Here is a 24,334-nt window from a genome sequence, read left to right as displayed (position 1 = left end):
AAACGATGGAATTTGAACTCGTTTCACCATTTGAGCCAGGCGGTGATCAGCCGACGGCAATCGAAAAATTGGTGACTGGGCTAAAACAAGGCGAACGACATCAGACGTTGCTTGGGGCGACTGGTACCGGGAAGACGTTCACGGTCTCGAACGTCATTAAGGAAATCAAGAAACCGACGCTCGTCCTTGCCCACAACAAAACACTAGCGGGACAACTCTACTCGGAGTTCAAGGAATTCTTCCCGAACAATGCGGTCGAATACTTCGTTAGTTTTTATGATTATTATCAGCCGGAAGCGTATGTCCCATCGACGGATACGTTCATTGAGAAGGACTCTTCGATCAACGATGAGATTGATAAACTACGTCACTCGGCGACGTCCGCCCTGTTCGAACGGGAGGACGTCTTGATCGTTGCGTCTGTCTCGTGTATCTATGGTCTCGGTAACCCGGAAGAGTACAACAATCACGTCTTGTCACTACGTGTCGGCAATGAGATGGGGCGTAACGAGATGCTCCGTCGTCTGATCGACATTCAGTATGAGCGTAACGACATCGATTTCCAACGAGGACGGTTCCGTGTCCGAGGAGACGTCGTCGAAATCTTCCCGGCGTCACGCGACGAACAGTGTGTCCGGGTCGAGTTCTTCGGTGATGAGATTGAACGGATTCGTGACATGGATCCGCTGACAGGTGAGATCGTCGCAGACCGCGAGCATATCTCAATCTTCCCGGCGTCCCACTTCGTGACGGGAGATACCCGTCTTCAGAAAGCGATCGCGAACATCGAGAAGGAACTGGAAGTCCAACTCGCGAAATTACGCGAAGACAATCAGCTACTTGAAGCGCAACGCCTTGAGCAACGAACGAACTACGATCTCGAGATGATGCGTGAGATGGGCTATTGTTCCGGAATCGAGAACTACTCGCGTCACTTGAACTTGATGCCGGAAGGTGCAACACCGTATACGTTGCTTGATTACTTCCCGAAAGACTTCTTGCTCGTCGCCGATGAGTCACACGTCACATTGCCGCAAATTCGCGGGATGTACAACGGAGACCAGGCGCGGAAACAAGTCCTCGTCGACCACGGTTTCCGTCTCCCGTCGGCGAAAGATAACCGTCCGTTACGGTTCGAGGAGTTCGAGGAAAAAGTCAGTCAGGCGATCTATATCTCGGCGACACCAGGACCGTATGAACTCGAACATTCGAAAGAGATGGTCGAGCAAATCATCCGTCCGACCGGTCTCGTTGATCCAACGATCGAGATTCATCCGATCACGGGACAAATCGATTACTTGATGGATAACATCCGTGACCGGGTCGCGAAGAACGAACGTGTTCTCGTGACGACACTGACGAAGAAGATGGCAGAAGACTTGACCGACTACTTGAAGGAGAATGGTGTCAAGGTCAACTACATGCACTCGGAGATCAAGACGCTGGAACGGATTGAAATCATCCGTGACTTACGACTCGGGAAATACGATGTCCTCGTCGGGATCAACTTGTTACGAGAAGGACTCGATATTCCAGAAGTCTCACTCGTGACGATTCTCGATGCCGATAAGGAAGGGTTCCTGCGGTCGGATCGTTCGCTGATTCAAACAATTGGTCGAGCGGCGCGGAACTCGGAAGGACACGTCATCTTGTTTGCTGATAAAGTCACCGATTCGATGCAACGCGCGATCGATGAGACGGAACGCCGTCGCGCAATCCAGATGGCGTTCAACGAAGAACATGGCATCACGCCGCAGACGATCAAAAAGGATGTCCGTGGTGTCATCAGTACGACGATCGAGAGCGACGACACCGTCGAAAAACTCGAGAAGTTCAACAAACTCAAAAAACCGGAGCGCGAAACGTTGCTTGAACAGCTCGACCAAGAGATGCGTCAAGCGGCGAAAGACATGCAGTTCGAACGAGCTGCTGAGCTCCGCGACCTCATATTAGAATTGAAAGCAGGTGCCTAAGTTGGGAGAAAAGAAGAATCAGATTATCATCAAAGGCGCTCGCGTCAATAATCTACAAAACATCGATGTCGAAATCCCCCGCGATCAGCTCGTCGTCTTGACGGGCTTGTCCGGGTCAGGGAAATCATCGCTTGCCTTCGATACGATTTACGCTGAAGGACAACGGCGTTATGTCGAAAGTTTATCTGCCTATGCCCGTCAGTTCCTCGGACAGATGGATAAACCGGATGTCGATACGATTGAAGGACTGAGTCCAGCAATTTCAATCGACCAGAAGACGACGAGTAAAAACCCACGTTCGACGGTTGGAACGGTCACAGAGATCTATGACTATTTGCGTCTGTTGTACGCACGGATTGGTAAACCGATCTGTCCGAATCACGGAATCGAGATTTCGAGCCAGACGATCAGTCAGATGGTTGACCAAGTGATGGAGTTGCCGGAGCGGACCCGTCTGCAAATTCTCGCGCCAATCGTTTCCGGACGCAAAGGTACGCACGTCAAGGTGCTCGACGATTTGAAGAAGGAAGGTTTCGTCCGCGTCCGTGTCAACGGAGAGACGATGGATCTCGCCGAAGAGATCACGCTTGAGAAAAACAAGAAACACTCAATTGAAGTCGTCGTCGATCGTGTCGTCGTGCGACCAGACGTCGAAGCCCGTCTTGCGGACTCACTCGAGACTGCCCTTCGCCTCGCGGACGGTCGGGTCATCGTCGATACGATGGACGGCAACGAACTGTTGTTCAGTGAACACCATGCTTGTCCGATCTGTGGCTTCTCGATCGGCGAACTCGAACCACGCATGTTCTCGTTCAACTCACCATTTGGTGCTTGTACGTCGTGTGACGGTCTCGGAACGAAGCTTGAGGTCGATGTTGATCTCGTCGTGCCACATCCCGATAAGTCATTGAACGAAGGGGCAATCGTGGCCTGGGAACCAACGAGCTCGCAGTATTATCCACAATTACTCAAAGCGGTCTGCGACCACTTCAAGATCGATATGGATACACCGTTCGAACAGTTGTCAGAAGAACACCGTGAAACGATCTTGAACGGAAACACGAAGGAAGAGATTCACTTCCGTTATGAGAATGACTTTGGGATGGTCCGAAATACGAACCTCTACTTCGAAGGGGTCCTCAATAACTTACAACGTCGCTTCAAAGAAACGTCGTCTGATTATATCCGGGAACAGATGGAAGGCTACATGGCGAAGAAAGCTTGTCCGACGTGTAAAGGACACCGCTTGAAACGGGAATCACTTGCCGTCAAAGTATCCGATCATCATATCGGTGAAGTGACGAAGATGTCTGTTAAACAAGCGGTCATGTTCTTCGACGAACTACCGGAGAAGTTGAGTGAGAAGGATCAGACGATTTCGCGGATGATCGTCCGTGAGATTCACGAACGGGCGTCGTTCCTCGAGAACGTCGGTCTCGATTACCTGACGATCTCACGCGCAGCCGGTACGTTGTCCGGTGGGGAAGCGCAACGGATTCGTCTTGCGACACAAATTGGTTCGCGTCTGACGGGCGTCCTCTACGTTCTCGATGAACCATCGATCGGTTTACACCAACGTGATAATGATCGTCTGATCAATACGCTGAAGGCGATGCGTGATCTCGGCAACACGTTGATCGTCGTCGAACACGATGAAGACACGATGATGGCAGCCGACTACTTGATCGATATCGGACCAGGTGCGGGCGATCATGGTGGTTTCGTCACGGCAGCCGGGAAACCGGAAGAGTTGATGCAGGATGCGAACTCGTTGACTGGTCAATACTTGTCCGGGAAGAAGTTCATTCCTGTTCCATCGACACGCAAAGAGCCAGACGGTCGGATGCTTCATATTCACAAAGCATCGGAAAACAACCTGAAGAACGTCGATGTCGACATTCCGCTGGGTCTGTTCGTCGCCGTCACCGGTGTCTCGGGCTCCGGGAAATCGACGTTGATCAATGAAATTCTCTATAAGACGATTGCGCACGAGATGAACCGGGCGAAAGAAAAACCGGGTGCCCATAAAGGAATCACCGGTCTGGATCAAATCGATAAGGTCATCGACATCGACCAGTCGCCGATCGGTCGGACACCACGTTCGAACCCAGCAACGTATACCGGTGTCTTCGATGACATCCGTGACGTCTTTGCTTCGACGAACGAAGCGAAACTGCGTGGTTATAAAAAAGGACGCTTCAGTTTCAACATCAAGGGTGGACGCTGTGAAGCTTGTCGTGGCGACGGGATCATCAAGATTGAGATGCACTTCTTACCGGACGTCTATGTTCCATGTGAAGTCTGTCATGGTAAACGCTACAACCGCGAAACACTCGAAGTGAAATATAAAGGCAAGACGATTGCCGACGTGCTTGAGATGACGGTTGAAGATGCCCTTTCCTTCTTCGAGAACATTCCGAAGATCACGCGGAAATTGCAGACGATCGCTGACGTTGGTTTGACATACATGCGTCTCGGTCAACCCGCGACGGAACTATCCGGCGGGGAAGCGCAACGTGTTAAACTCGCGTCCGAGTTGCATAAGCGCTCGACCGGGAAGACGATCTATATTCTCGATGAGCCGACGACGGGACTCCACGTCCACGACATTGCGCGTCTCTTGAAAGTCTTGCAACGTCTCGTCGACAATGGTGATACAGTGCTCGTCATCGAACACAACTTGGATGTCATCAAGACGGCCGACTACTTGATTGATTTAGGACCAGAGGGTGGCGACGGTGGCGGAACGATTGTTGCTGCCGGTACACCGGAACAGATTGCTGAAGTTGAAGCGTCCTATACGGGACGATATCTCGCTCCGGTCCTTGAACGCGATGCGGCACGAATTGAATCGTGAAACTTTTGTGGATGAGGATTCGTAGGAAGGAACTAAGGGAACTTAAACGAAAGTATCATGTAACACACGTTTGAGGTTCAAGAATAGGAGGGAACGGTTCATGAAGCAAGATATGCGTCAATTGATATTGGAGCAAGTCAAAGAAGGAAAGTTAACGATTGATGAGGCACTCGATAAACTCGAGCGGCTCGAAGCGATCGACGAACGTGCAACTTCTGCCAGTGAACATAAGTACGTCGATGAACCAGAACAATATGATCGGGTCGACCAGTATTCCGTCGATTCACTGACGACGAAAGTCATGTCAGCGTTCGATAATCTCGTCAGCCGGATCAAGGACAGTGATCTTTCGCTTAATCAGGCGTCCGGTCCGAACGTCACTTACGTCAAACAATTCCCGTTCAGCGGTGAGACGGTTCACGTCGATCTGTTCAATGCGAACTTGGTCGTCGAACCGAGTGATCTCGAAGAATGCGAATTGACGGTGACAGGACGTCCGCTCCGCCGCCAACAGGTGACGGAAGAACAGGCGCTTGAGCAACTTCAAGCCGCTGTGCAACACGCAGTCTCGGCGAACACACTTTCGATCCGTTTGAAGGATAAGAGTGTCCGTGCGACAGTCCATCTGAAAGTACCACGCCGTCATTACGAATCATTCGTCTTACAGACGTTGAACGGGGAAATTTCGTTGAGGTCACTCGATACGACATTTGCTCAATTGATGACAGCAAACGGTCGAGTCAACGTCCGTGATCTGTTCAGTGAGGATGTCAAAGTATCGACAGCGAACGGTTCGATCGAAATTGAAGAGTCGGAGTTGAAAGTCTTGAAGGCGAAGACAGCCAACGGACAAATCATCACGACAGGTGTCTTCGAACGTTCAGAACTGAAAACGGCGAACGGAAACGTCCGCTGCGAGCTGAAGACCGTGCAAAACGCGAAGGTCAAAGCTTCGTCGCTTGCTGGAAGCATCGCCCTGATGTTGCCGCACGGCGCTGAAGTCTACGGGGAGCTTGAGACAAACTTTGGTGGTCTCAACTGCAACCTCGATGACATGGAATTAATCCGGGATCAAAAAGAGATTGTCAACCGGAAGCTCCATTTCGTATCAGGTCGCGGTCGCTCACCAAAAATCGAGGTTGAAGCGGATACGAAGACAGGTACGATTTCGGTCACGCATGGTGTTCACCTCAGTCCACAAGCGTTATAAGAAATAGATAACAGCTACTTGATTCTTAATCGAATCAGGTAGCTGTTTTTGTGTATCCTGCTTTTTACGCGACTCCTGCAGGAAAAAGCGCGGTGATCCGCGCTGTCAGAGACAAACGAGACCCGGCTACTCGTTCGTTCGAACGATGCAGCCGCGGCTCGTGTCTCGCCTGAGGAAAGCAAGTAGAAGAAAAGGATATATCGCTATGTTTTCCTTTAGATAAACAAACACCCATCCTCATAAGAAGATGGGTGTAGCTTACATCAATAATCGTAGTCCTGATCCATCATCGGCTCGTCGAAGTTCATGTTCTCGATATTATTCATATCGTAACCGAACGAGAGTAAGGCAATGACACCGATGATTGCAAGAACGATCGAAACGAGAATCAGACCGATTCCGAGCCAACTCTTTCCACGTGCGCGATTCCAATAGAAGATGATCGCGAGGACGTAGGAAATGAATGAACCACTGATGAAGATCCCGATAATCGAGATGATGAAGAATAAGAGGGCAGTTTGATCTTGATTACGCGAATACGCTTTCCACATATCAATCAGTGAGATGATGAGATAGACGAAACCAGCAATCGCTAGAACCGCAAATAAGATAATGACTAAAATTAATCCGATACCACCGCCTGACATCACGGCAAAACCTCCTTCAAAATATTAACTCTTTATTCCATTCCCAAGAAATCATGCTTCTAATCCAATTCCATGAATCCAATAAAAATATGGTACAATACTTCAAGTGAAAGGGGCTGACGAAGCGTGCAACCAAAAGTGCGAACAGCTGAAATCGTAAAACAATTCAATCTCCACATCGTCACGGGAGAAGAGGGCTTACATCGTCCGATTCTGACGGCTGATTTGTGCCGACCTGGCCTTGTGCTTGCCGGTTATTATGCCTATTACCCGGCAGAACGTCTCCAGATTCTCGGAAAAACAGAATTGACGTTCTTCAATAATTTAACGTACGAGGAACAACGCGAACGAGCGAATGTCCTCTGTACGGATGAAACACCTGGTATCTTGATCACACGTGGATTTGAAGTACCGGAAGCGATCATCCAAGCTGCAGACGAGACGAACGTGCCACTGTTGACGACAAAAGGGCATACGACATCGGTCGAGTCACAGATCACGAACTTCCTCGAAGCGGAACTCGCACCAACGACAGCGATGCATGGTGTCCTCGTCGATATCTATGGTGTCGGTGTCTTCATCAAAGGGGCAAGTGGTGTCGGTAAATCGGAAACGGCACTCGAACTCGTTAAGCGAGGTCACCGCCTAGTGGCAGATGACTCAGTTGAGATTCGTCAAACTGGTGACGGGATTCTCGTTGGGACAGCACCGAAGTTGATTCAGCATCTGCTTGAGATTCGTGGAATCGGGATCATCGATGTGATGACGTTGTTCGGTGCAGGCGCGGTTCGCTCGCACAAGAAGATCAGCCTCGTCTGTAACCTCGAGATTTGGGATCAATCGAAAGTCTATGACCGCGTCGGCCTGGACCAAGAGACACTCCAAATCATCGATACGGAAATTCCGTTCCTGACGATTCCGGTTCGTCCGGGACGAAACCTTGCTGTCATCATCGAAGTCGCAGCGATGAACTATCGTCTGAAGAACATGGGCATCAACACAGCAGAAGAATTCGCGGGACGTCTCGCGCAAGCAATTGAAGATGGGAATGGTGGTCTTTGATGGGAACTTTAGCCTCTGTACAACCAACGTTTGACCGTGTGGCGATTGAACTCGGTCCTGTACCGATTTACTGGTACGGGATCGTCATCGCACTCGGTGCGGTCGTCGGTCTCCTGATTGCGATCTTCGAGTCGAAGCGGATCGGCTTCAACGAAGAGTATGCGGTTGATGTCGTCATCTGGTCGATTCCGATCAGTATCATCTGTGCCCGGATTTACTACGTCGCGTTTGAGTGGAACTACTATAGTCAACATCTTGACCAAATCATCAACATCCGCCAAGGTGGGATCGCGATCCACGGTGCGATCATCGGTGCGATTTTGACGGTCATCATCTATACGCGTAAGAAAAAGATCTCGTTCTGGCAAATCGCTGATATCTTGGCACCATCGCTCTTGTTCGGTCAAGCGGTCGGACGCTGGGGCAACTTCTTCAACCAAGAAGCACACGGTGGCGAAACGACATGGTCGTACTTACAAGATACGTTGCACTTGCCGAACTGGATCGTTAACCAGATGTACATTGATGGAACATACTATTTACCGACGTTCCTCTATGAAAGCATCTGGAACATCATCGGTGTCATTCTGTTGATCGTCTGGCGGATGAAGTTCAATCCACGTCGTGGGTATATCTTCCTTGGTTATCTCGTGTGGTATTCAATCGGACGCTACTATATCGAAGGTCTCCGGACGGACAGTCTGTTGATGGGAGATGGACTCCGGACGGCGCAAATCGTCTCAATCTGTTTGATCATCTTCGGTGTGATCATGATGGTCGTTCGCCGCAACGCCGTTCGTTACTTGGACGGTTCGAAAAAGGAGGCGAAGTAATCGATGATTCGCACGCTACTGTTTGATTTAGATGGAACGTTGATCGACACGAATCCATTGATCTTAAAAAGCTTCGAGCATACGCTCAGTTACTATTATCCGGACCGGACGTTCACGGAAGCGGAACTGCTTCCGTTCATCGGTCCGACGCTAGAAAAATCGTTCTCGGCGATGAATGCAGAACAGTGGAAAGAGATGGTCGCTTTTTACCGGAGCTACAACATCGCGATGCATGACGCGCTCGTGCTCGAGTATCCAGGTGTGCTTGACGGATTACGTCGTCTGCATGAAGCAGGATACAAGATGGCGGTCGTGACGTCGAAAAGTCGTCGTGTCGCTCTTCGCGGTATCGAGTTGTTCGGATTGACATCACTCTTTGATGCTGTCATTGCAGCCGACGACGTAACGGAAGAAAAACCAGCCGTTGAGCCATTCGAAAAAGCGATGCAGTTGCTTGGAGCAACGGCAGACGAAACGATCATGGTCGGTGACAACGATACGGACATTCTCGGTGGTAAGAACGCGGGACTGAAGACGGTCGCGGTCGGTTGGGCAATCAAAGGTCGTGCGTATTTAGAAGCCCTCGAACCGGATGTCATCATTGATTCGATGGATCATCTTGCTACTTGGCTGGAGGAACAAAATGGCACGGCGAACTGATCGGTTTCAGGTCGGTACGACGAATCCGCTCTGGCACATGTACCAGACCGTGTCGTTCTTTAAAGTGATGTGGTGCTTTACGATCATCACGATCGGTCGGTTCGCTCCGTCGCTTCGTTTCAAGAACGCGCTCTACCGGACATGCCTCCGGATGAAGATCGGCGAGAAGACGGCGCTTGCCTTGATGGTGATGCCGGACACGATGTTCCCAGAGAGGATCACGATTGGTGACAATACGATCATCGGCTTCAATACGACGATTCTCTGTCATGAATATTTGACGACGGAGTACCGTTTAGGTGACGTCGTCATCGGAAGCAACGTCTTGATTGGTGCGAACGTGACGATTCTACCCGGCGTAACGATCGGAGATGGTGCCGTCGTTGGTGCCGGATCTGTCGTTCACCGGGACATTGCACCGAACGAACGGGTCTCGAGTCAGCCGCTTCGCCGGCATGAAATGTGACAAAACTGTGAGAAGGAAGAAGGAAAAAAGATGACGCACATCCGCTTTACGTATAAGACAGGAAAGTATTTCGGAAGATTATTCGCCGAACGTCCACAAGGTCTCGTCGTTGAGGTGTTGGCTGTCGAGAAGCATCCTGTTCAAGGGGATCTTCATCAGCCGAACCAAGTCGATGTCCCGCTCTTCCATATCCGGACCGCCTTGCATAAGCACGAAAAGATCACGGTTTCGCCCGCAGTCGTTTATGCATATGACGGAGAGATTCCGGATTATGCGACGAGCTTACGGCAAGCATATGACAAGGACGTGGCACGTCTTGAAGGACTGAATCCAGAGACGGATGCTTTTGTACGAAAATGCTTAGAGAATTACAAAGAACTGGAATCGATTTATGCAAAACGCTGGGGATGAACTCCGGCGTTTTTTTCTGTTGCATGCCTCCTAGAGATAGGGTATTCTTGTGTCTGCAACTACGAAACCAGTTTACTATTTATGGGGGCTTGAATCATGATGGAATTAACCAAATACAAAGCAGACCCCTTTGCGATAACAGCGCGCCAAGCGGAACTTTTTTATTTCCGCGGACGGAAGGCGCACCGGGAAGGGCGACTGGACGAAGCCGTCTATCATCTAGATGAGGCGACGACACTTCAGCCAGCGGACATCCGTTATTTGCTCCGTTATGCCCGTGTCTTATTCGAGACTGGAGAAATCAATCATGCGAATGATGTCTTGAAACAAGTACGCGCACTCGACGCATCAAATACGGAAGCACTCTTTTATTTAGCGAATAACTACGCACACGTCTCGCTTTACGAAGAAGCGCGACAACATGCGATGGAATATTTAGAGCAAGCACCAAACGGCAAACACGCGGAGGCATCGGCCGCACTCGTGGAACTGATTGATCTTGAACAAGAGATGGAAGACGACGAAGAGGATGAATTGATTCGTCTGCACGGTCAGGCACAACGCCAGATCGATAAAGGAATGCTGTTCGCGGCACAGGAGACGTTGACTGGACTGATTGCCCAGTACCCGACGTTCTGGCCTGCCTACAACAACCTCGCGATCGTCGAGTTCTATTTAGGAGAGAATGATCAAGCATTCGCTTCCCTCGAACGGGTCCTTGAAGGAAACCCGGGCAATTTGCATGCCCTCTGTAACACGCTCGTCTTGCTACACGAGATGGGACAGGACGAAGAGGCACATCGTCTCTCTCGTCAGCTCGAACACGTCCGTTCCGTGCATCTTGAGACACGTTATAAGGTTGCCTCAACTTTAGCGATCATCGGACGGTACGATATCGCCTATGAAGAGTTGAAATTACTCGAGCGTCGCGGTTACCGAGGAGATCCACTCTTCGGTCACTGGTTATCGATCTCTGCCTATAAGACGGGACATGTCGAAGAAGCGGCGGCTTTCTTGAAGTCGGACGAAGCACAAGCGTTAAAGGAAGAAACGGATACGTATGACATCCGCCACAACCTGCAATTCCGTTCAGCACTCATCCAAGCGTTGAAGACAGAAGATGATGTCTCGCGCATCTTCACGGCACTGCTCCTTGGCAAACTGAACGATGCCGAGGCACGACTGGCGTTATCGATGATGCCAGAAGTGACGGACCGGGAAGACGTTCTCTTATTGACAGAACAGATTGTCATTGAGATGGAAGGTCGGACTGATGTCGTGGATGAACGCATTCACCGGGCATTGCAGACGATCCGTCTTGCGGAACGATTCGTTTCAGACGAAGAACGAATGAGTCTTGAAGGTGATTTTTACGAGCGCTTTGCACAACTCGTCTTAAGCGGTGAGTCATTCGATTCGATCGAAGCATCCGCTGCATCGCTGCTTTATCTGTTCCATGATTTACGGGACGGGATGTTGATCGAAGAATGTGCATCGCTCGTCGATTGTTCGTTCGATCATGTCGCATCAATGATCCGGACACATGAACGGATGCTGGCACCGCTGCAAGCAAAGTGTTAGACGTTTAGGCGATTCTCACCTATACTCAAACTACAACGATTATGATAAATGGGGTGGAATCATGGCGGAAACAGAACAAAAAATTTATGACGTCATCATCATCGGGGCAGGTCCTGCTGGGATGACAGCTGCACTTTATGCATCACGTGCGAACCTTTCGACATTGATGATCGAACGCGGGATTCCGGGCGGTCAAATGGCGAACACAGAAGATATCGAGAACTACCCAGGATACGATAGCATCCTCGGACCAGATCTCTCGCAAAAAATGTTCGACCACTCGAAAGCATTCGGCGCAGAATATGCGTACGGAGACGTTCGAAGCATCGAAGACGGTAAAGCATACAAAACGATTCATGCACACAACAAAGATTACTACGCACGGGCGATCATCATCGCGTCCGGTGCACAATATAAGAAGATCGGCGTACCGGGTGAAGAAGAGCTCGGCGGTCGCGGTGTCTCATACTGTGCCGTCTGTGATGGCGCGTTCTTCAAAGAAAAAGAACTCTTCGTCATCGGTGGAGGCGACTCTGCGGTTGAAGAAGGTGTCTACTTGACACGCTTCGCGAAAAAAGTCACGATCGTACACCGTCGTGATGAGCTCCGTGCTCAAAAAATTCTTCAAAAACGTGCGTTCGACAACCCGAAAATCGACTTCATCTGGAACCATACGGTCAAACAGATCAACGAACAAGACGGGAAAGTCGGCGGTATCGAGTTGATCAACACAAAAACAGCTGACGTGACGACGCATCCGATCGATGGAGTCTTCATCTACATCGGGATGAACCCAATCACTGGTTACGTCCAAGATCTCGGGATCTTAAACGACCAAGGCTACGTCGTGACGAACGAAGCGATGGAAACGAACATCAAAGGTATCTTTGCTGCCGGTGATGTTCGTGAGAAAACATTGCGCCAAGTTGTTACAGCAACAAATGATGGTTCGATCGCAGCGCAAAATGCACAGCATTTCATTGAAGCGTTGCTTGAAGAATTACAAGAATCCTCACACGCATAATATCGAACCAGTTTCATTGAAGGAGACTTCAGTGAAGCTGGCTCTTTTTTTATGATATACTGAGAAAGAAGTGAAAAATACACACGGAACTGTTGTCTGGAGGGCGAAAAGATGGAACAGAATCAACCGCAACTTGTCATCATCACGGGTATGAGTGGGGCTGGGAAGACTGTCGCAATGAACAGCTTTGAGGACTTAGGCTATTTTTGTGTCGACAATCTACCCCCGACGTTACTGCCGCATCTCATCGAAGTCATTGGACAAGTGCGTCCTAAAATCGCCGTTGCCATCGATACCCGCGCGCGTGATTTCATCGACAGCTTTTTTGTCGTCTATGAGGATTTAAAGAAAACGGACTTACAAATCCGGATGTTGTATCTTGATGCACGAAACGATGTCCTCGTACGTCGTTACAAAGAATCGCGCCGTTCGCATCCGCTCGCACCGACGGATTCCCCATTGATTGGAATCGAACGTGAGCGGACGTTGCTCGAAGGATTCCGTGATAAGGCACAGATGCTGATTGATACGAGTGACATCAAGCCGCTTGCACTGAAAGAACGTCTCTTGAAGGAGTTCACGGAAGGGACACGGATTCCGTTCACAGTCAACGTCATGTCGTTCGGGTTCAAACACGGCTTACCGCTTGATGCCGATCTCGTCTTTGACCTGCGCTTCTTACCGAATCCGTTCTACATTCCAGAGCTGCGTCCAAAGACGGGACTCGACGAGGAAGTCGCGTCCTACGTCATGCAGTGGCCGGAAGCGAAGCTGTTCTATAAAAAACTCGTCGATTTGCTCGAGTTCCTGATTCCACAATACGAGCGGGAAGGGAAGTCACAACTCGTCATCGCTCTCGGTTGTACAGGCGGGAAACATCGCTCGATCACATTCGCGGAAGCGATCAGTAAAGAATTCGCGACGCAGTATCACATCGAGACCAATCACCGGGATTATGTGTATGCGAAGGAGGAGAAGTGATGAAATGGGAACGTAAAGTCGTCGCCATCGGTGGCGGGACAGGACTCTCGACGCTTCTTCGTGGACTGAAACATTACCCGCTCGACATCACAGCCATCGTCACGGTCGCCGATGACGGGGGCAGTTCTGGTCGTCTGCGGACGGAATTCAACATGTTACCGCCAGGCGATATCCGAAACGTCATCGTCTCCTTATCGAAGTCGGAGACGTTGATGGACCGAATCATGCAATACCGGTTCGAGACCGGGGAAGGATTACACGGGCATTCGCTCGGAAACCTGATGCTGACAGCAGCGACTCAGCTTTGTAACGGTTCGTTCGTCGAAGCGATTGGCGTCATGGGACAACTGTTGAACGCAGAAGGAAAGGTCTATCCGGCGACGGAACGGACGATCACGTTATGTGCCGAGTTCGAGGACGGAACGATCGTCAAAGGCGAGTCGTTGATCCCGAAGGTTGGCAAGAAGATCGAACGGATCTTCCTCGAAGAACAAGATGTCCGACCGGTTCCGGAAGCGATTCAGGCAATTCTTGATGCCGATGTCATCGTCCTTGGTCCGGGTAGTCTCTATACGAGTATCATCCCAAATGTCCTGATCGATGAGATCCGGGAAGCAATCCAACAATCGTTAGCTCCGGTCGTCTATATCTGTAACGTCATGACGCAACCCGGCGAGACGACGGCGTTCACAGCCAATGAGCATTTAGCGGCACTCGAACGCTTCCTCGGACAAGGCGTCGTTGATACGATCATCGTCAACAACGAATCGATCGATGCGAGTTACCTGAAGAAATACCAGAAGGATCACGCTGACATCGTCACCTATAATGAAAAACAATTCGAGCTTGCTGGCGTTGAAGTGCTGGCAGACGATATCGTCGACTACAATCATCATTTCATCCGTCATGACTCAGATGCCGTCGCAAGCCTCGTCATGCGAAAGGTGTTGTCGATTCGACGGATGCGTCAACTCGAAGGAAAGGAGGAGCTGACATGAGCTTTGCCTCAGAAGTCAAAAAAGAATTAACGCAGATTCCGATCACCGATCACGAGATGAAGGCGGAACTCGCGGCGCTCGCCCGGATGAACGGTGCAATCTCGTTCGGTCTCGGACGTGGTCTGACACTCGATATCTCGACCGAGAATGCCTCGATTGCTCGTCGGATCTACTCATTGCTGAAAAAAGCATACGGGGTCCATCTCGATCTGCTCGTGCGGAAGAAAATGCGTCTGAAAAAGAATAATGTCTATATCGTCCGCGTCAAACAACAAGCGGACAAGATTTTACAAGACCTCGGGATTTTAGGGGAAGGGTTCACGATGATTCGTTCCATCAGTGACACGATCCTCAACGACGAACGCAAAGCGCGCGCGTATTTACGAGGAGCGTTTCTCGCCGGGGGTTCGCTCAACAATCCGGCGACGTCGTCGTATCACTTGGAGATTTTCAGCTTATATGAGGAGCACAATGCGGCGCTCCGTGGTTTATCAAACGTCTTTGATTTGAACGCGAAGGCGATCGAACGGAAAAAGGGACACATCCTCTACATCAAGGAGAGCGAAAAGATTTCCGATTTCCTCAAGCTCGTTGATGCGACACAATCGATGCTACGGTTCGAGGACGTCCGGATCTTAAAAGATATGCGTAACTCGGTCAACCGTCTCGTCAACTGTGAGACGGCAAACCTCAACAAAACGGTCGGTGCGGCATTACGCCAAGTCGAGAACATCAAGTTCCTTGAGCGGACGGTCGGGCTCGATGTCTTACCGGATAAGCTGAAGGAGATCGCGATCTTGCGTGTGACACATCAAGACGTGACGTTACAAGAACTCGGAGAGATGGTCGAAAGCGGCTCCATCTCAAAATCAGGGATCAATCACCGGTTGCGGAAGATTGATCAAATCGCTGAAAAAGTACGAAATGGAGAGTCGATGACAGGGGCCTTATAAGAGGGTCGCTTGCGGGATGAACCATAGTCTACTATAATATATAGTCGATGCAACTAAATGTTCGAATTAAGGAGTTTTTGAAATGGCTAACGAAAAGAAACGTATTTCGCTGACAGTCGATGCGAAGTTTGATGAAGTGTTAACAAAAAAAGCAAAATCAATCGGTGTACCGAAAAGCACACTCGTTGCGTTCGCAACATCTTTATTCCTGAAACAATTACAAGCAGAGGAAGAGCTTTCGCCACATGCGAACGCGATCTACTCGCTGATTCGTGAAAACCACGATATCGTTTCAGACATCACAGACTTGATCGACTGATCATCGACCTCTCGTTCTATAAGGAACGGGAGGTTTTTTTGTATGCAACGATAACCGACAAGGCTTCGCTTTCCTATGGATACAAAAAAAGTGCCTCCCGAAGGAGACACTCTGGATGACTTATGCACGTTCCATGACGCGGTCGATGAGACCGTAGTCAGCAGCAGCTTGTGCTGACATGAAGTTGTCACGCTCTGTATCGCGTTCGATGACTTCAAGTGGTTGTCCTGTGTTTTCAGCCATGATTTTATTGAGGTGCTCACGCATTTTGATGATACGCTCCGCATGGATTTTGATATCCGATGCTTGACCTTGTGTACCACCGAGCGGTTGGTGGATCATGATTTCAGCGTTTGGTAACGCGAAACGTTTTCCTTTTGCGCCCGCTTGGAGCAAGAACGCACCCATCGATGCTGCCATACCGATACAAATTGTTGAAACTTGTGGTTTGATGAAGTTCATTGTATCGTAAATCGCCATACCGGCAGTGATTGAACCACCTGGGCTGTTGATGTAAAGCGAGATTTCTTTATCTGGATCTTCTGCTGCTAAGAACAGAAGTTGGGCAACGACTGAGTTGGCGACGTTGTCGTCAATCGCGCTCCCGAGAAGAATGATGCGGTCTTTTAGCAAACGTGAGTAGATATCGTAAGCACGTTCCCCGCGGTTTGTTTGTTCGATGACTGTTGGAATTAACATAGTCTTTGCCTCCTTATAGTTGGTATGTAGCTTCCTATTCGACTTATCCTTATCATAATCCTTTGGTCAATATTGGTCAAAAGATACGATGCGACTTTTAGGTATTTTTCCATTACAAGGGCAAATGAAACATATCAGTATAGAAAAAAGGCAACGCCATTGCTGGCATTGCCTTGTAGTTGAATAAATGGTACACCCGGAGAGATTCGAACTCCCGACACCTGGTACCGGAAACCAGTGCTCTATCCCCTGAGCTACGGGTGCATCTGATGTACTGAACAATTAATAGTATAGCGACATTTTTTCAGAAAAGCAATAGGGAAGCATGACTTTTCTTTTCTCTAGCGACTCAAAAGGGGTTCAGAGCACGTTTTTTAAAACGTTTCTTCTATAATAAGAAGTGGGGGGAGGGGAATCGATGGATCAACGCCAGGAACAGACGCAACAGATGACGTTATCGGCGTCACAACAGTATCAGTTACATGTGCTTGAACAACCAGCGTCAGAGCTCGAGGAGGAATGGCGACGGTTGAAACGACGGTTGCATCGCCATTACCCGAATCAGGTTTCGCTAGAATTCGAGCAGATGGCGGGTAATTTAGCGTCCTATGAAGACGAGCTTCTTGCACAAATACGTTTAGAATCAGTCAGACAGGAAATAGGATATATGGCGGAACAACTCATCGTGTATTTAGAAGCGGACGGTTTAATGCGGACATCGGACGAGCAGCTTGCTGCATCCTTCTCGACCGATGTCGCTACGATTACAGAGGCACGGACACTCTTACAACAATGTGAACCAGTCGGCATCGCTGCCCGTTCGGAACGCGAGTGCCAATGGTTACAGGCGATCGAGCTAGACGACGCGGAATTGATCGGACTGACGAATCGGTTGCGACATGAATCCGCAAGTCAGGTGTTCGCTCAGTTCAGTGAACAGGACCGGACACGATTGCGAAAACAATTGACGCGGTTGAGCCGGACACCGGATCTTCCAAAAGAAGAACGACCGGTGACAGCAGAAGCGCGGATTCACCTGTTAGATGGAGAACTTCAAATCAACTGGATGACACTCGACACGGATCAGACGTGGCTCGAATTAAAAGAGGCAACGCCTTTTTTGCGCGCGTACGAACGACGCCGTGTCACGATGCATGCCATCCTCTCGGTCTTGCTTGAGCGGCAAGAACGCTGGTTCAAGGGAGAACTGCATCTTGAGCCATTGACGAAAAAACAAGTCGCTGAGGCGACGGGGCATCATCCGTCAACGATTGGTCGAGCGATTGCTGCGAAGTATGTCGAGACGGTCCACGGTCTCGTTGCCCTAGAAGACTTGTTCGTCTCACGGACGACAACCGGAGATTCGAGTTTTTTGATTAAACGGCGGATCGCCGAATACATTCAACATAGCGATCGTCCGTTAAGTGATCAGCAATTGACAGATCGCTTGCAAGCAGACGGTCTGACAGTCGCGCGACGGACGGTCGCGAAATATCGGACAGCGCTTGGTTTAACGAAAAAAACGATGCAGCAAAGGAAGGCGCAATCAGAATGGGATTAAAACGACACAGACACTTAACACTCTATTCACGTCCGGGATGTACGCTATGTGAAGAGGCCGCCATCTTACTCGACTTCGTACTCGATGAGTTTCCGGAATGGACGTTCGAGGAAGTCAACATTGATCAGGATGAAGCGCTCAGTCTACGGTTCTTATACGAGATTCCCGTTGTCATGCATGACGAGGAAATCTGGAGTTATGGCAAATTCGAGACAGAAACAGTAAGAAAACGCTTACTTCAAAAAACTTGAGAAACGAGACTTGCAAGGCGAGAAATGGACTGTTATGATAACGGTGTACCAAGTGGGACACGTTATGACATGCGGGACAAAAAGCGTCCAGCTACTTGAGAGGAGAGGGAAATACATGATTCGGCAGTTAGTCCAGATCCAAAAACGAATCGTGCCTGATCTGATCGAAGAAATGCAGACACGCTACGACATCCTTCATTATGTGCGACTGATGCAACCGATCGGACGACGTACACTTGCGACAAGCCTTGGCTTGACGGAACGCGTCTTACGGCGGGAAGTCGACTTCTTGAAGCAGCAAGACCTCCTAGAGGTCGCAACGCAAGGGATGTCCTTAACGGATGAAGGACGAAACGTTCTTCGCAGCATGCACAGCATCATGGGAGAACTCGCAGGGATCTCAGACATGGCGAAAGCCTTGAAAGAGAGACTCGGGGTACGGGACGTCGTCATCGTACCGGGTGATTCCGATGAGACATTCTGGGTACAACGAGACATGGGACGGGCGACCGTCGCACGACTCAAGCGAGAGCTTTCTTCAAACCATCACAATACGATCGCTGTCACAGGCGGTACGACGATGGCTTCGGTCGCGGCGATGATGTCGCCAGACAAGGAACACCGTCCAATGACGTTCGTTCCGGCACGCGGAGGACTGGGAGAAACGCTCGAACTACAAGCGAACACAGTATGCTCACGGATGGCATCACGCGCTCAAAGTGATTATCATCTGCTTCACATCCCAGACATGGTCAGCACAGAGACTTTCGTCAAGATGATCGAAGAGCCGAGCATAAAAAATGTGCTTCAAATGATTAAAGGTGCTTCAATCGTGGTACATGGAATTGGTGAGGCGAAAACGATGGCAAAACGTCGTCGTGCGTCTGAGGATCTCCTGACCCGACTGGAACATGACCAGGCAGTAGCGGAAGCATTCGGATATTACTTCGACCGAGACGGGAACATCGTGCACCGGGTCAAGACAGTTGGTCTCCAACTGGCTGACTTGAAGCAAGTCGAACACGTCATCGTCGTCGCAGGTGGTCATTCGAAGGCAGAAGCGATCAATGCCTATGTCAAACAGTCGCCAGACATCATCCTGATCACGGATGAAGGCGCAGCAGCTTCGATTTTGAAAGGGTAACCCCCTTTTGAATAATAGATAACTCGCTTTACATTAAAAGGAGGAAAATTATCATGGCAGTAAAAGTTGGTATTAACGGATTTGGACGTATCGGACGTTTGGCACTTCGTCAAATTCTTCAATTCGATGGAATCGAAGTAGTCGCGATCAACGACCTTACAGACACTAAAATGCTTGCACACCTTCTCAAATATGATACGACTCAAGGTCGTTTCGACGGCGAAGTTGAAGTACACGACGGTTACTTCCTCGTCAACGGTAAAGAAATCAAAACACTTGCTAACCGCAACCCAGAAGAACTCCCATGGGGCGAGCTCGGTGTTGACATCGTTCTCGAATGTACTGGTTTCTTCACAGACAAAGAAAAAGCTGAGCTTCACTTGAAAGCTGGCGCTAAAAAAGTCGTTATCTCTGCACCTGCAACTGGCGACATGAAAACAGTCGTCTTCAACACGAACCACGAAATCCTTGACGGAACTGAAACAGTTATCTCTGGTGCTTCTTGTACTACTAACTGTCTCGCGCCAATGGCTAAAGTTCTCCAAGATCAGTTCGGAATCGTTGAAGGTCTCATGACTACGATCCACGCTTACACTGGTGACCAAAACACACTCGACGCTCCACACCCTAAAGGTGACTTCCGTCGTGCACGTGCGGCAGCAGCAAACATCGTTCCAAACTCAACTGGTGCTGCAAAAGCAATCGGTCTCGTTCTTCCAGAACTTCAAGGTAAACTTGACGGATCTGCACAACGTGTACCAGTCGCTACAGGTTCACTCACTGAGCTCGTAACTGTACTCGACAAAAAAGTTTCTGTAGAAGAAGTCAACGCAGCAATGAAAGCAGCTGCTAACGAGTCTTACGGTTACACTGAAGACGAAATCGTTTCTTCTGACATCGTTGGTATCTCTTACGGATCACTCTTCGATGCAACACAAACGAAAGTCATGACAGTCGGCGACAAACAACTCGTTAAAACAGTTGCTTGGTATGACAACGAAATGTCTTACACTAGCCAACTCGTTCGTACACTCAAACACTTCGCAGAAATCGCTAAGTAATTCGAGCAATTAAATAGCAATTGAATAAGAGCGGAAACGATATCAGTCTCCGCTCTTATTGCGGAAAAAAGCGGGAGGGGCATTCGCCCCTCACTATACGTAAGAGACGGAGGACGAATGTATGAATAAGAAATCGATTCGCGACATCGATGTACAAGGAAAACGCGTATTTACACGCGTGGATTTCAACGTACCGTTGGAAGACGGTAAAATCACGGATGACACACGGATCCGTGCTGCACTCCCAACGATCAAACACTTGATCGAAGGCGGAGCAAAAGTCATTCTCGCTAGCCACATGGGTCGTCCAAAAGGCGAAAAAAACCCTGAGTTCTCACTTGCACCAGTCGTAGCACGCCTCAGCGAATTGCTTGGTAAAGACATCAAGCTCGTTGAAGAAGCATACGGTCCAGTTGCAGAAGAAGCAGTCAGCAAACTCGAAAACGGCGATGTCGTCGTCTTAGAGAACGTCCGCTTCTATTCTGGCGAAACGAAAAATGACGAAGAGCTCGCTAAAGGATTCGCGAAACTCGCTGACGTCTTCGTCAACGACGCGTTCGGCGCAGCACACCGTGCACACGCATCGACAGAAGGTATCGCACACCATGTCGACACAGCAGTTGCCGGTCTTCTCATCGAAAAAGAACTTCAAGTTCTCGGTAAAGCTCTTTCTAACCCAGATCGCCCGTTCACGGCAATCATCGGTGGTTCGAAAGTTGCGGATAAAATCGGTGTCATCGATCACTTACTCGACATCGTCGATACGTTGATCATCGGTGGCGGCTTATCGTACACGTTCCTCACAGCTCGTGGTATCGAAGTCGGTACTTCACTTCTTGAGGTCGACAAAATCGACCAAGCGAAGGAATTCATGAAAAAAGCAGAAGAAAAAGGCGTTAAGTTCCTCATGCCTGTCGACTGTGTCATCACGAAGGAATTCGGAGAAGAAACATATGTCGGACCACGTGACATCACAGAGATCCCAGCGGATCACATGTCACTTGATATCGGTCCAAAAACGGTTGAACTCTATGCAGAGGCAATCAAGAACTCGAAACTCGTCGTCTGGAACGGACCGATGGGCGTATTCGAACTCGATAAATACGCAAACGGTACAAAAGGTGTCGCGCAAGCTCTTGCGGACAGCGATGCGTACTCAATCATCGGCGGTGGCGACTCAGCTGCTGCGGCAGAGAAATTCGGTCTTGCTGACAAAATGAGCCACATCTCTACAGGTGGTGGAGCAAGTCTCGAATTCATGGAAGGGAAAGCTCTTCCTGGTGTCGAAGCGCTAAACGACAAGTAATCTAAGTTCACAAGGGAGTGTTTCTCAATGCGTAAACCAATTATCGCAGGTAACTGGAAGATGAATCTGACGCTCAAGGATGCAGTCGCATTCGTTGAGGAAGTCAAAGGAGCTGTACCTGCTTCGACGACAGTCGACGCAGCCGTCTGTGCGCCAGCAGTATTCTTGGCACACTTGACAGAAGCAGCAGCTGGTACGGATCTTAAGATCGGTGCTCAAAACATGTACGACAAAGAGAGCGGTGCGTTCACTGGTGAAATCAGCCCGCTCATGCTCAAAGAACTCGACGTGACATACGTCATCCTCGGTCACTCTGAGCGTCGTGAGTACTTCGGCGAAACAGATGCGTTCATCAACAGCAAAGCGAAAAAAGCGTTCGAGCACGGTCTCGTTCCAATCGTTTGTGTAGGTGAAACACTGGAAGAGCGTGAAGGCGGCAAGTTCGAAGACGTCATCCGCGAACAGACAGCAAACAGCCTCAAAGGTCTTACTGTCGACCAAGTGAAAAATCTCGTCGTCGCTTACGAGCCTGTCTGGGCAATCGGAACAGGTAAATCAGCGACAGAACAAGATGCACAAGATTCTTGTAAATTCGTCCGTGACGTCGTTGCAGCTGAATTTGGTGCTGAAGCAGCAGAAGCTGTCCGAATCCAATACGGTGGTAGCGTCAAACCGGAAAACATCAAAGAATATATGGCTCAACCAGACATCGACGGCGCGCTCGTCGGCGGTGCAAGTCTTGAGACAGGATCGTTCCTCAAACTGTTGGAGGCGATTTAAATGAAAAAACGTCCAGTCGCACTAATCATCCTTGATGGTTTTGGTATGCGTGACGAGGAGTTTGGAAATGCCGTTACGGCGGCAAATAAACCGAACTTCGACCGTTACTGGGGTCAATACCCGCATACGTTGTTGAATGCGAAAGGCGAATACGTCGGTTTGCCTGAAGGTCAAATGGGGAACTCAGAAGTGGGTCACCTCAACATCGGTGCAGGTCGCGTCGTCTATCAATCGCTATCCCGAATCAACAACGCGGTCAAGGATCGCTCGTTCTTCTCGCGTCAAGCGATGAACGATGCGGCAGGTCACGTGAAGAAATACGGTTCAGCGCTTCATATCTTCGGTTTGGTCTCTGACGGTGGAATCCACAGTCACATCAACCACTTATATGCGGTGCTCGAATTCGCGAAACTTCACGAAATCGAAAAAGTCTACCTCCATGCTTTCACGGACGGTCGTGACTGCGACCCACAATCGGGCGCTGGTTTCCTCCGTGACGCGCAAGCGAAGATGGATGAATTGAATGTTGGACAATTCGCGAGTATCTCTGGTCGCTACTATGCGATGGATCGCGATAACCGTTGGGAGCGCGTCAAGAAAGTCTATGACGTCATCACGTTCGGTGAAGGTCCAACGACGAAGGATCCAATCGGCATGGTCGAAGCTTCGTACAAACAAGACGTAACGGATGAGTTCATCGAACCAACTGTTGTCGTGCAGGAAGACGGTACGCCAGTCGCACCGATCCACGATAACGATGCGATCGTGTTCTTCAACTATCGTCCTGACCGTGCGATTCAGCTTTCGAAAGTCTACAAAGAAAAAGGTGGCTTCGACGGATTCGAGCTTCCGGACAATGCACCGAAGAACCTGCTACTCGTCTCGATGACGAAGTACTCGGATGCGATTGATACGGACATCGTCTTCCCGCCTGAAGACATCAAGAACACGCTTGGTGAGACATTGTCAAAACAAGGTCTCAAACAGCTACGCATCGCGGAAACGGAAAAGTATCCGCACGTCACGTTCTTCTTCAACGGACAACGTGAAGAACCATACGAAGGGGAAGATCGGATCTTGATCCCTTCACCAAAAGTCGCGACATACGACTTGAAACCGGAGATGAGCGTCTATGAAGTCACAGATGCGCTCGTCGACGCGATCAACTCGGACAAACACGACGCGATCATCCTCAACTTCGCTAACCCGGATATGGTCGGTCACTCGGGTATGCTCGAGCCGACGAAAAAGGCGATCGAAGCTGTCGATGAGTGTCTTGGGAAAGTCGTTGACTTGATTCTCAGCAAAGGCGGCGCGGCAGTCATCACGGCTGACCACGGGAACGCGGATAAAGTCCTTAATGCGGACGGCAGTAAGATGACGGCGCATACGACAGAACCCGTTCCATGTATCGTGACGGTCGAGGACGTTGAACTCCTTGAACCACTCACAGGTGCACTCGCTGACCTCGCACCAACGGTCCTTGATCTCCTCGGAGCGGACCAACCAGCAGAGATGACTGGTAAATCGATCGTATTGAAAAAATAATCCCGTCGA

22 protein-coding genes, 1 tRNA gene and 1 pseudogene are annotated in these 24,334 nt (G+C 49.7%); 21 read left to right on the top strand and 3 right to left on the bottom strand.

The annotated features are described in order from the left end of the window. Positions 1-5 precede the first annotated feature (5 nt). The 3 genes from uvrB (at position 6) to L985_RS13415 (ending at position 6,040) form a co-directional block, all read left to right on the top strand. Entirely contained in the window at positions 6-1,973 is a 1,968-nt protein-coding gene (gene uvrB / locus L985_RS13425) for an excinuclease ABC subunit UvrB (protein ID WP_029342490.1), read from the top strand. 1 nt (position 1,974) lies between these two features. Next, positions 1,975-4,830 (top strand): excinuclease ABC subunit UvrA, encoded by a 2,856-nt coding sequence (uvrA, locus tag L985_RS13420; protein WP_047393306.1) that lies wholly within the window; start codon positions 1,975-1,977, stop codon positions 4,828-4,830. Between the two features lie 100 nt (positions 4,831-4,930). Further along, a complete protein-coding gene (locus L985_RS13415; protein ID WP_047393308.1) occupies positions 4,931-6,040 on the top strand; it encodes a DUF4097 family beta strand repeat-containing protein in 1,110 nt (369 codons plus the stop codon). Between the two features lie 263 nt (positions 6,041-6,303). Here L985_RS13415 and L985_RS13410 read toward each other — a convergent pair whose 3' ends face one another. After that, positions 6,304-6,687: a hypothetical protein gene (locus tag L985_RS13410; protein ID WP_023469232.1), complete on the bottom strand. Its 384-nt coding sequence runs from the start codon at positions 6,685-6,687 to the stop codon at positions 6,304-6,306. A 126-nt stretch (positions 6,688-6,813) separates the two neighbouring features. Here L985_RS13410 and hprK point away from each other — a divergent pair, with 126 nt between their 5' ends. From hprK to L985_RS13355, 11 genes are all read left to right on the top strand, one after another. Continuing rightward, on the top strand, positions 6,814-7,749 hold the full coding sequence (gene hprK, locus L985_RS13405; protein WP_035396292.1) for an HPr(Ser) kinase/phosphatase: 936 nt from the start codon (positions 6,814-6,816) through the stop codon (positions 7,747-7,749). After that, entirely contained in the window at positions 7,749-8,582 is an 834-nt protein-coding gene (lgt, locus tag L985_RS13400) for a prolipoprotein diacylglyceryl transferase (RefSeq protein WP_029342487.1), read from the top strand. The genes hprK and lgt overlap by 1 nt, the downstream gene beginning before the upstream one ends. A gap of 3 nt (positions 8,583-8,585) precedes the next feature. Beyond that, entirely contained in the window at positions 8,586-9,242 is a 657-nt protein-coding gene (gene ppaX, locus L985_RS13395) for a pyrophosphatase PpaX (protein WP_029342486.1), read from the top strand. Beyond that, complete coding sequence (locus tag L985_RS13390) at positions 9,226-9,708, top strand: acyltransferase (protein ID WP_029342485.1); 483 nt, start codon at positions 9,226-9,228, stop codon at positions 9,706-9,708. The genes ppaX and L985_RS13390 overlap by 17 nt, the downstream gene beginning before the upstream one ends. A gap of 30 nt (positions 9,709-9,738) precedes the next feature. Further along, entirely contained in the window at positions 9,739-10,119 is a 381-nt protein-coding gene (gene kapB / locus L985_RS13385) for a sporulation phosphorelay system protein KapB (RefSeq protein ID WP_023469227.1), read from the top strand. 96 nt (positions 10,120-10,215) lie between these two features. Further along, a complete protein-coding gene (locus tag L985_RS13380) occupies positions 10,216-11,700 on the top strand; it encodes a tetratricopeptide repeat protein (RefSeq protein WP_047393317.1) in 1,485 nt (494 codons plus the stop codon). 61 nt (positions 11,701-11,761) lie between these two features. Beyond that, positions 11,762-12,724 carry a thioredoxin-disulfide reductase gene (gene trxB, locus L985_RS13375; protein ID WP_023469225.1) on the top strand — a complete coding sequence of 321 codons (963 nt, stop codon included), beginning with the start codon at positions 11,762-11,764 and terminating at the stop codon, positions 12,722-12,724. 111 nt (positions 12,725-12,835) lie between these two features. Beyond that, positions 12,836-13,705 carry an RNase adapter RapZ gene (rapZ, locus tag L985_RS13370; RefSeq protein WP_029342483.1) on the top strand — a complete coding sequence of 290 codons (870 nt, stop codon included), beginning with the start codon at positions 12,836-12,838 and terminating at the stop codon, positions 13,703-13,705. After that, positions 13,705-14,703 (top strand): gluconeogenesis factor YvcK family protein, encoded by a 999-nt coding sequence (locus L985_RS13365; RefSeq protein ID WP_029342482.1) that lies wholly within the window; start codon positions 13,705-13,707, stop codon positions 14,701-14,703. Before rapZ ends, L985_RS13365 begins: the two co-directional genes overlap by 1 nt. After that, the gene (gene whiA / locus L985_RS13360; RefSeq protein WP_023469222.1) at positions 14,700-15,656 is read left to right on the top strand and encodes a DNA-binding protein WhiA; all 957 of its coding nucleotides are present in this window, start codon (positions 14,700-14,702) and stop codon (positions 15,654-15,656) included. The genes L985_RS13365 and whiA overlap by 4 nt, the downstream gene beginning before the upstream one ends. A gap of 82 nt (positions 15,657-15,738) precedes the next feature. Next, complete coding sequence (locus L985_RS13355) at positions 15,739-15,975, top strand: hypothetical protein (RefSeq protein WP_023469221.1); 237 nt, start codon at positions 15,739-15,741, stop codon at positions 15,973-15,975. A 120-nt stretch (positions 15,976-16,095) separates the two neighbouring features. Here the strand turns inward: L985_RS13355 and clpP are convergent. Beyond that, positions 16,096-16,680, bottom strand: a pseudogene (clpP, locus tag L985_RS13350) (ATP-dependent Clp endopeptidase proteolytic subunit ClpP); the annotation flags it as partial. A gap of 182 nt (positions 16,681-16,862) precedes the next feature. Then, positions 16,863-16,938 (bottom strand) — tRNA-Arg (locus L985_RS13345). Positions 16,939-17,092: 154 nt separating this feature from the next. Between L985_RS13345 and L985_RS13340 the strand changes: the two genes are divergently transcribed. From L985_RS13340 to gpmI, 7 genes are all read left to right on the top strand, one after another. Then, on the top strand, positions 17,093-18,235 hold the full coding sequence (locus L985_RS13340) for an RNA polymerase factor sigma-54 (protein ID WP_047393326.1): 1,143 nt from the start codon (positions 17,093-17,095) through the stop codon (positions 18,233-18,235). Continuing rightward, positions 18,226-18,486, top strand: a complete 261-nt coding sequence (locus L985_RS13335) for a glutaredoxin family protein (RefSeq protein WP_029342480.1) — start codon at positions 18,226-18,228, stop codon at positions 18,484-18,486. Before L985_RS13340 ends, L985_RS13335 begins: the two co-directional genes overlap by 10 nt. Before the next feature lie 118 nt (positions 18,487-18,604). Continuing rightward, positions 18,605-19,630, top strand: a complete 1,026-nt coding sequence (locus tag L985_RS13330) for a sugar-binding transcriptional regulator (protein WP_029342479.1) — start codon at positions 18,605-18,607, stop codon at positions 19,628-19,630. A gap of 53 nt (positions 19,631-19,683) precedes the next feature. Then, positions 19,684-20,691, top strand: coding sequence for a type I glyceraldehyde-3-phosphate dehydrogenase (gap, locus tag L985_RS13325; RefSeq protein WP_023469217.1), 1,008 nt, complete (start codon positions 19,684-19,686; stop codon positions 20,689-20,691). 121 nt (positions 20,692-20,812) lie between these two features. Further along, complete coding sequence (locus L985_RS13320; RefSeq protein WP_029342478.1) at positions 20,813-21,997, top strand: phosphoglycerate kinase; 1,185 nt, start codon at positions 20,813-20,815, stop codon at positions 21,995-21,997. A 27-nt stretch (positions 21,998-22,024) separates the two neighbouring features. Continuing rightward, positions 22,025-22,777, top strand: a complete 753-nt coding sequence (tpiA, locus tag L985_RS13315) for a triose-phosphate isomerase (protein ID WP_023469215.1) — start codon at positions 22,025-22,027, stop codon at positions 22,775-22,777. Continuing rightward, the gene (gene gpmI / locus L985_RS13310) at positions 22,778-24,325 is read left to right on the top strand and encodes a 2,3-bisphosphoglycerate-independent phosphoglycerate mutase (protein ID WP_029342477.1); all 1,548 of its coding nucleotides are present in this window, start codon (positions 22,778-22,780) and stop codon (positions 24,323-24,325) included. Positions 24,326-24,334: the final 9 nt, after the last annotated feature.

The sequence above is a fragment of the Exiguobacterium sp. ZWU0009 genome (assembly GCF_000798935.2).
Lineage (GTDB): Bacteria > Bacillota > Bacilli > Exiguobacteriales > Exiguobacteriaceae > Exiguobacterium_A > Exiguobacterium_A acetylicum.
Note: the sequence above shows the minus strand (reverse complement) of the source record. Positions and strands in the feature narration are given on the sequence as shown.

Bases quoted from the DNA above. Each gene is read 5' to 3' on its own strand.
- uvrB (WP_029342490.1), top strand. From the start codon at position 6: ATGGAATTTGAACTCGTTTCACCATTTGAGCCAGGCGGTGATCAGCCG.
- L985_RS13415 (WP_047393308.1), top strand. From the start codon at position 4,931: ATGAAGCAAGATATGCGTCAATTGATATTGGAGCAAGTCAAAGAAGGA.
- L985_RS13410 (WP_023469232.1), bottom strand. From the start codon at position 6,687: ATGTCAGGCGGTGGTATCGGATTAATTTTAGTCATTATCTTATTTGCG.
- lgt (WP_029342487.1), top strand. From the start codon at position 7,749: ATGGGAACTTTAGCCTCTGTACAACCAACGTTTGACCGTGTGGCGATT.
- ppaX (WP_029342486.1), top strand. From the start codon at position 8,586: ATGATTCGCACGCTACTGTTTGATTTAGATGGAACGTTGATCGACACG.
- L985_RS13390 (WP_029342485.1), top strand. From the start codon at position 9,226: ATGGCACGGCGAACTGATCGGTTTCAGGTCGGTACGACGAATCCGCTC.
- kapB (WP_023469227.1), top strand. From the start codon at position 9,739: ATGACGCACATCCGCTTTACGTATAAGACAGGAAAGTATTTCGGAAGA.
- L985_RS13380 (WP_047393317.1), top strand. From the start codon at position 10,216: ATGATGGAATTAACCAAATACAAAGCAGACCCCTTTGCGATAACAGCG.
- trxB (WP_023469225.1), top strand. From the start codon at position 11,762: ATGGCGGAAACAGAACAAAAAATTTATGACGTCATCATCATCGGGGCA.
- rapZ (WP_029342483.1), top strand. From the start codon at position 12,836: ATGGAACAGAATCAACCGCAACTTGTCATCATCACGGGTATGAGTGGG.
- L985_RS13365 (WP_029342482.1), top strand. From the start codon at position 13,705: ATGAAATGGGAACGTAAAGTCGTCGCCATCGGTGGCGGGACAGGACTC.
- whiA (WP_023469222.1), top strand. From the start codon at position 14,700: ATGAGCTTTGCCTCAGAAGTCAAAAAAGAATTAACGCAGATTCCGATC.
- L985_RS13355 (WP_023469221.1), top strand. From the start codon at position 15,739: ATGGCTAACGAAAAGAAACGTATTTCGCTGACAGTCGATGCGAAGTTT.
- L985_RS13340 (WP_047393326.1), top strand. From the start codon at position 17,093: ATGGATCAACGCCAGGAACAGACGCAACAGATGACGTTATCGGCGTCA.
- L985_RS13335 (WP_029342480.1), top strand. From the start codon at position 18,226: ATGGGATTAAAACGACACAGACACTTAACACTCTATTCACGTCCGGGA.
- gap (WP_023469217.1), top strand. From the start codon at position 19,684: ATGGCAGTAAAAGTTGGTATTAACGGATTTGGACGTATCGGACGTTTG.
- L985_RS13320 (WP_029342478.1), top strand. From the start codon at position 20,813: ATGAATAAGAAATCGATTCGCGACATCGATGTACAAGGAAAACGCGTA.
- tpiA (WP_023469215.1), top strand. From the start codon at position 22,025: ATGCGTAAACCAATTATCGCAGGTAACTGGAAGATGAATCTGACGCTC.
- gpmI (WP_029342477.1), top strand. From the start codon at position 22,778: ATGAAAAAACGTCCAGTCGCACTAATCATCCTTGATGGTTTTGGTATG.